Origin of the sequence: Thermithiobacillus plumbiphilus, assembly GCF_038070005.1 — a bacterium.
Taxonomy (GTDB): domain Bacteria; phylum Pseudomonadota; class Gammaproteobacteria; order Acidithiobacillales; family Thermithiobacillaceae; genus JBBPCO01.
On sequence record NZ_JBBPCO010000017.1, the window covers coordinates 24,112 to 30,111 of the forward strand.

A 6,000-nucleotide genomic window follows, 5' to 3' on the forward strand; every position below is an offset into this window, starting at 1 on the left:
TTCTCCTTTTGCTCTCAGTTCTTGAGTGCAAGCTTAACCCGTGGCGAGCTTGAATGCATGGGGCTCCCTGGTCGCGCGCGGTTTGGCGAGGTGTCGTGGGTGTATTTGCGTTGAAAAATCACCAGGCGCAGGCTGGAACTGAAGCCTTTCAGTCGCTATGATAGGCCTTAATTTTCTCCGCGGGAGCCCCGATGTCCCTGGATCAGAAAACCGTTGAACACGTTGCCCACCTGGCCCGACTGGCCCTTTCGCCCGAGGACCTCGCGGCGCGCACGGTCCAGCTCGAACGCATTCTCGATGTCATTGCCGAGATGCAGGCCATCCACACCGAAGGCGTGACGCCCATGGCCCATCCCCTGGATCTCAGTCAGCCCTTGCGGCCTGACGTCGTTGGCAATGCTGATGAGCGGGACAAGCTCATGCAGAATGCGCCGAGCCAGGCCGCCGGCCTGTTCCGGGTGCCCAAGGTCATCGAATAGCGGCGGATTCCCCTCGCACACTGTCTTGCGTTTTCACACGAAGGATTTCCCTTGTCAGCCACCGAACTTACCGAACTGACGCTGGCGGAGCTGTCCGCCGGTCTGGCCGAAAGGCAGTACTCCGCCCGTGAACTGACCCAGGCCTTTCTGGCGCGCATCGAAAGCCTGAATCCCACGATCAATGCCTATGTCAGCGTCACCGCCGATGCGGCCCTGACGGCTGCGGAGCAGGCCGATGCTCGGCGCGCCCAGGGCGGACAGGGGCCGTTGCTCGGCCTGCCGCTGGCGCACAAGGACATCTTTGTGACAGAGGGCGTGAAGACCACCTGCGGCTCGAAGATGCTCAGTGATTTCGTCGCGCCCTATGACGCCACCGTGGTGCAACGCCTGAAGGATGCCGGCATGGTCATGCTCGGCAAGCTCAACATGGACGAGTTCGCCATGGGCTCCTCCAACGAGACGAGTTTCTTTGGCCCGGTGAAAAATCCCTGGGATACCACGCGCATCCCCGGCGGCTCCTCGGGCGGTTCGGCGGCGGCCGTGGCCGCGCGCCTGGCCCCGGCGGCCACCGGCACCGACACCGGCGGCTCGATCCGCCAGCCGGCCGCCATGTGCGGCATCACCGGCCTCAAGCCCACCTATGGGCGGGTCTCGCGTTACGGCATGATCGCCTTTGCTTCCAGCCTTGATCAGGCCGGTCCCATGGCGCGTAGCGCCGAGGATTGCGCCCTGTTGCTGAACGCCATGGCCGGGCATGATGCGCGCGATTCCACCAGCCATCCGGGATCAGTGCCAGACTACAGGGCCAGCCTGAACCAGCCCCTGCAGGGCCTGCGCATCGGTGTGCCCGAGGAGTTCTTCGGCGCCGGTCTCGATGCCGAGGTCGGCGCCATGGTGCAGGAGGCGATCCAGCAGTTCACGAAGCTGGGCGCCACGGTCAAGCCGGTGCACCTGCCCAACAACCCGCACGCGGTGAGCACCTATTACGTGCTGGCGCCGGCCGAGGCCTCCAGCAATCTGGCCCGCTTCGACGGCGTGCGCTATGGCCACCGGGCGGCGGACGCCAAGGATCTCATGGACCTGTACAAGCGCTCGCGTGCCGAGGGTTTCGGTCCCGAGGTGCAGCGCCGCATCCTGGTCGGCACCTATGTGCTCTCGGCCGGTTACTACGACGCCTATTACCGCAAGGCCCAGCAGGTGCGCGCCCTGATCCGCCAGGACTTCCAGAACGCCTTTGCCGAGGTGGACGTGATCATGGGGCCCACGGCCCCGAGTGCCGCCTTTGGCCTGGGTGAGAAGGCCGATGACCCGGTGGCCATGTATCTGGCCGACATCTACACCATCGCCGTGAATCTTGCCGGCATCCCGGCCCTGAGCCTGCCCTGCGGCTTCACCCAGGCCGGCCTGCCGGTGGGTCTGCAGATCATGGGCAACTATTTTGAAGAGGCGCGGCTGCTGAACGTTGCGCATCAATACCAGCAGGCGACGGACTGGCACCGCCGCCGGCCGGGAGGGATCGACTGATGCAATGGGAAGTCGTCATCGGGCTGGAAATCCACACCCAGCTCAACACCAACACGAAGATCTTCTGTGGCTGCTCGACGGGATTTGGCGCCGCGCCCAACAGCCATACCTGCCCGGTCTGTCTGGCCATGCCGGGCAGCCTGCCGGTCCTGAACGCCGAGGTAGTACACAAGGCCATCCTGTTTGGTCTCGGTATTCACGCCCAGCTCAACCGCGAGAGCATCTTCGCGCGCAAGAACTACTTCTACCCGGACCTGCCCAAGGGCTACCAGATCAGCCAGTACGAGCTGCCGGTGGTTGGCAATGGCGAGGTCTTCATCGACCTGCCCGATGGCTCGCAAAAGCGCATCGGCATCACCCGCGCGCATCTTGAGGAAGACGCCGGCAAAAGCCTGCATGAAGGCTTCGTCGGCGAGTCCGGCATCGACCTCAATCGCGCCGGCACGCCGCTGCTGGAGATCGTCTCCGAACCGGACCTGCGCTCCAGCACCGAGGCCGTCGCTTACCTCAAGAAGATGCATGCCCTGGTGAGATACCTGGACATATCAGACGCCAACATGCAGGAGGGCAACTTCCGCTGCGACGCCAATGTGTCGGTGCGCCGTCCCGGCGAGCCCTTCGGCACCCGCGCCGAGATCAAGAATCTCAATTCCTTCCGCTTTCTGGAAAAGGCCATCGAGTTTGAAATCGAGCGCCAGATCGACCTGATCGAGTCCGGCGGCAAGGTGGTGCAGGAGACGCGGCTATACGACGCCAACAAGAACGAAACCCGCTCCATGCGCAGCAAGGAAGAGGCCAACGATTACCGCTATTTCCCGGACCCTGATCTGCTGCCCCTGATCCTTACCGACACCCAGATCGACAAGGCGCGCGCCGAACTCCCCGAATTGCCGGATGCCAAGCGCCAGCGCTTCGTCGAACAATATGGTCTGTCCGTCTATGACGCGGGCGTGCTCACGGCAAGCCGCGCACTTGCCGACTATTATGAAAGTGTGGCGGCCAGGGTCGATCCCAAGCTCGCCGCCAATTGGGTCATGGGTGACCTGCTCGGCGCGCTGAACAAGGCTGGGCTCGAGATCGAGCAGAGCCCGGTGTCGAGCGAGCAGCTCGCGGGACTTTTGGCGCGTATCGAGGACGACACCATCTCCGGCAAGATTGCCAAGGAGGTCTTCGAGATTCTCTTTGCCGAGGGCGGCACGGCGGACGGCATCATCGATGCCAAGGGGCTCAGGCAGATCACCGATACCGGGGCGATTGAGAAGATCATCGATGAGATCCTGGCGGCCAATCCCAAACAGCTCGCGGATTATCGCGCTGGCAAGGACAAGCTGTTTGGCTTTTTTGTGGGCCAGGCCATGAAGGCCACCCAGGGCAAGGCCAACCCGGCCCAGCTCAACGACATTCTCAAGCGCAAGCTGGAAGCCTAGCGTTTCCGGAGGTAATGCATGCAGCAAAAAACCATCCCTGACCTCACCTGGTCATCAGGCGTCTCGCGGCGCCGTTTTCTGAAGCTGGGGGCGCTGAGCCTGGCGGGCATGATGCTGCCCATGAGCGCCTTTGCCAGCCTGCTGGAGCGTTCGCCGGCCGAGCGCCGCCTGGCCTTCTACAATACCCACACCGGCGAATCCCTGAATACCGTGTACTGGGCATCCGGGGATTTCGTGTCCGATGGCCTGCAGGAAATCGATCACATCCTGCGCGATTTCCGTGCCGATGAGGTGGCGGCCATGGATCGTGGCCTGCTGGACCTGCTGTATGTATTGCAGGGACAGCTTGGCGCGCGCAAGCCCTTCCAGATCATTTCCGGTTACCGTTCGCCCAATACCAATGCCATGCTGCGCAGCCAGAGTGGCGGTGTGGCCCGGCACAGCCTGCACATGGACGCCAAGGCCATTGATATCCGGTTGCCGGGCGTGGAGCTGTCCCACCTGCGGGATGCTGCGCTGGGCCTGAAGGCCGGGGGCGTGGGTTACTATCCCGGCTCCAATTTCGTGCATGTGGATGTCGGGCGCGTGAGGCGCTGGCAGGGCTGAGCCAGGCGCAGATCCTGCGCATTCATGAAACCAAAGGCGGAGGTAGCCCTCAGTCGGATTCGCTGCGGTCCCATGATTATTAAGATGGACCCATCACAAGCAATCGAGGATGGCTGCGTGGCGAACTCCGAACGTGTCATTTCTCCCCGGCAACTGCAGCGGCTCTCCCCCTTGCTGCTGGGGATCTGGCTGGTCGCCATCGTCTTGGCAACCTTTCAGCCCTGTGCCGTAGCGGCTGAGACTTTGGCCAAAGCGGTGGGTCCTGGCGCCATGTCCGGCGTCCAGGCGGATGATCGCTGCCAGCGCGCGGAAACTGCATGCGAGAAGACCGACTGCTGTGATGACAAGTTTTATAGTTCCTGCAGCCTGCCGGACGTCTTCAAGCATGATGATGTCCTCAACATGCCTGTCCTGGTCCAGCCGGCCGCTGCTCGAAGCACTGCCTTCCTGGTGTCCCTGCGCCAAGTTGGGGAGCTGGAAAACGGCGTCATGGCGCACCTTTCACCTGCCGATCCGGCAAGCATTCAACTAGCGGTTACCCGTCTGTTAATCTGAGTTTTTCTCATCTGGCCTGCTCTGGCCTGTCCTCATCACCAAAAAAATTACTGGTCATCATCTGCGATGGGCTACATCTGCTGGCATGGGAGCGGAACGCCCCCTGCTCGAGCTCATCCAGCGGAATCGACGCGCAAGCGCCCGGCATGAAAGCCGGTGACCAGCTTCGTCTGGCTTCTCACAGAAGCTTTCGTCAATGACGTTTCTGTAAATTTCCGGTCATTGCTGCAGGCATGAGCGGAAAGGAAAAGGGAAATGGGAGGAACCGTGCAAAAAGCTCGCGGGTACAAGCTGGATCAGCGCGACTATGCGCTTGATGCCAATTGCATTTCGACCGACGCCGATTCGGCAGCAGACAGCCCGAGCGCTGGCAGGAATTCGCCAGATCGCCAGCTGCTTCGCAAGATGCTCATTGCTGGCATCGCGCTAGTGCCGCTGAACCTGATCCGAATCTTTCTCTATCGTGTCTTGCTGGGCTATGACATCGATTATCAGAGTCGGGTGGGCATGTTCAGCTATCTTCACCTGGGTTCCTGCCAGATGCGGGGCGCGCGTATCGGCAGCTTCAACATGATCCGCGCCAAGCGGCTGATCATGGCGCCAGGGTCCTTCATCTATCGGTTCAACCGCATCCAGGATGTGAATGTCTTCAGCCTGGGCAAGGAATCGCTCATCCGCAGCCGCAACAGTTTCATTGCCACGGCACCGGGCTCGACGCCCTTCAAGCACCTGGAAAATTTCAGGACCGGCAGCCGTTGTCTGATCACCAACGGGCATTTCTTCGATCTTTCCGACGAGATCCGGCTGGGGGACAACGTCACCTTCGGTGGCCTGGGCTCTCAGGTATGGACGCACGGGGTAAGTGTGGACCGGGTGCGGATGCAGGCCCCGGTCGAGCTGGAAAGCCATATCTATCTTGGCTCGCGCAGCCTGATCGTGCAGGGCGTGCACATTGGCGAACGGGTCGTCGTGGGTGCCGGGACGGTGGTTTCCAAATCCCTTGAGCCAGGAAATTTCTATGTGTCTACTTCCGTCGAGCGCAAGGGGCCGTTCCAGGATTATGCCAATCATCCTGGGGTACTGACTCACCGGGGCAATGCCTTCCTGCGAAAAAATCCTTGGTGAATGCCGGCTGCCAAGCCAAGAGGTCATCATGCAAAAATCTGTCATTCTGGCCGTTTTCGGCCTGATGCTGCTGGCTGGATGTCAAAGTGACGGTAGCAGCTCGGAACCGGCTCCAGCGAGCCCGGGGCCGGTAGCTGAACCAGCCCCGGCCCCAGCCCCCATTTCCGAGCCAGCCCCTACACCTGTCACGGATCCGGAGCCTGCACCGGAGCCTGCTCCCGCCGGACCCACCAGCCTCAGCTTCACCCTCGGTCTGGAGCCAGCCCCTGTTGTGACTGGCAGCA

Annotated in this window: 6 protein-coding genes; all 6 read left to right on the forward strand. The window is 61.8% G+C overall.

Translation table 11 applies throughout. The features are described 5' to 3' along the window. Window positions 1–191 precede the first annotated feature (191 nt). The 6 genes from gatC (at window position 192) to WOB96_RS13970 (ending at window position 5,716) form a co-directional block, all read left to right on the forward strand. Window positions 192–479, forward strand: a complete 288-nt coding sequence (gene gatC / locus WOB96_RS13945) for an Asp-tRNA(Asn)/Glu-tRNA(Gln) amidotransferase subunit GatC (RefSeq protein ID WP_341371912.1) — start codon at window positions 192–194, stop codon at window positions 477–479. A gap of 51 nt (window positions 480–530) precedes the next feature. After that, window positions 531–2,003, forward strand: a complete 1,473-nt coding sequence (gene gatA, locus WOB96_RS13950; protein WP_341371913.1) for an Asp-tRNA(Asn)/Glu-tRNA(Gln) amidotransferase subunit GatA — start codon at window positions 531–533, stop codon at window positions 2,001–2,003. After that, window positions 2,003–3,430 carry an Asp-tRNA(Asn)/Glu-tRNA(Gln) amidotransferase subunit GatB gene (gene gatB / locus WOB96_RS13955; RefSeq protein ID WP_341371914.1) on the forward strand — a complete coding sequence of 476 codons (1,428 nt, stop codon included), beginning with the start codon at window positions 2,003–2,005 and terminating at the stop codon, window positions 3,428–3,430. Before gatA ends, gatB begins: the two co-directional genes overlap by 1 nt. Before the next feature lie 18 nt (window positions 3,431–3,448). Then, window positions 3,449–4,036, forward strand: coding sequence for a peptidoglycan L,D-endopeptidase MepK (mepK, locus tag WOB96_RS13960; RefSeq protein ID WP_341371915.1), 588 nt, complete (start codon window positions 3,449–3,451; stop codon window positions 4,034–4,036). Window positions 4,037–4,108: 72 nt separating this feature from the next. After that, window positions 4,109–4,591 carry a hypothetical protein gene (locus tag WOB96_RS13965; protein ID WP_341371916.1) on the forward strand — a complete coding sequence of 161 codons (483 nt, stop codon included), beginning with the start codon at window positions 4,109–4,111 and terminating at the stop codon, window positions 4,589–4,591. Window positions 4,592–4,858: 267 nt separating this feature from the next. Continuing rightward, window positions 4,859–5,716 (forward strand): acyltransferase, encoded by an 858-nt coding sequence (locus WOB96_RS13970; protein ID WP_341371917.1) that lies wholly within the window; start codon window positions 4,859–4,861, stop codon window positions 5,714–5,716. Window positions 5,717–6,000: the final 284 nt, after the last annotated feature.

Bases quoted from the DNA above. Each gene is read 5' to 3' on its own strand.
- gatC (WP_341371912.1), top strand. From the start codon at position 192: ATGTCCCTGGATCAGAAAACCGTTGAACACGTTGCCCACCTGGCCCGA.
- gatB (WP_341371914.1), top strand. From the start codon at position 2,003: ATGCAATGGGAAGTCGTCATCGGGCTGGAAATCCACACCCAGCTCAAC.
- mepK (WP_341371915.1), top strand. From the start codon at position 3,449: ATGCAGCAAAAAACCATCCCTGACCTCACCTGGTCATCAGGCGTCTCG.
- WOB96_RS13965 (WP_341371916.1), top strand. From the start codon at position 4,109: ATGATTATTAAGATGGACCCATCACAAGCAATCGAGGATGGCTGCGTG.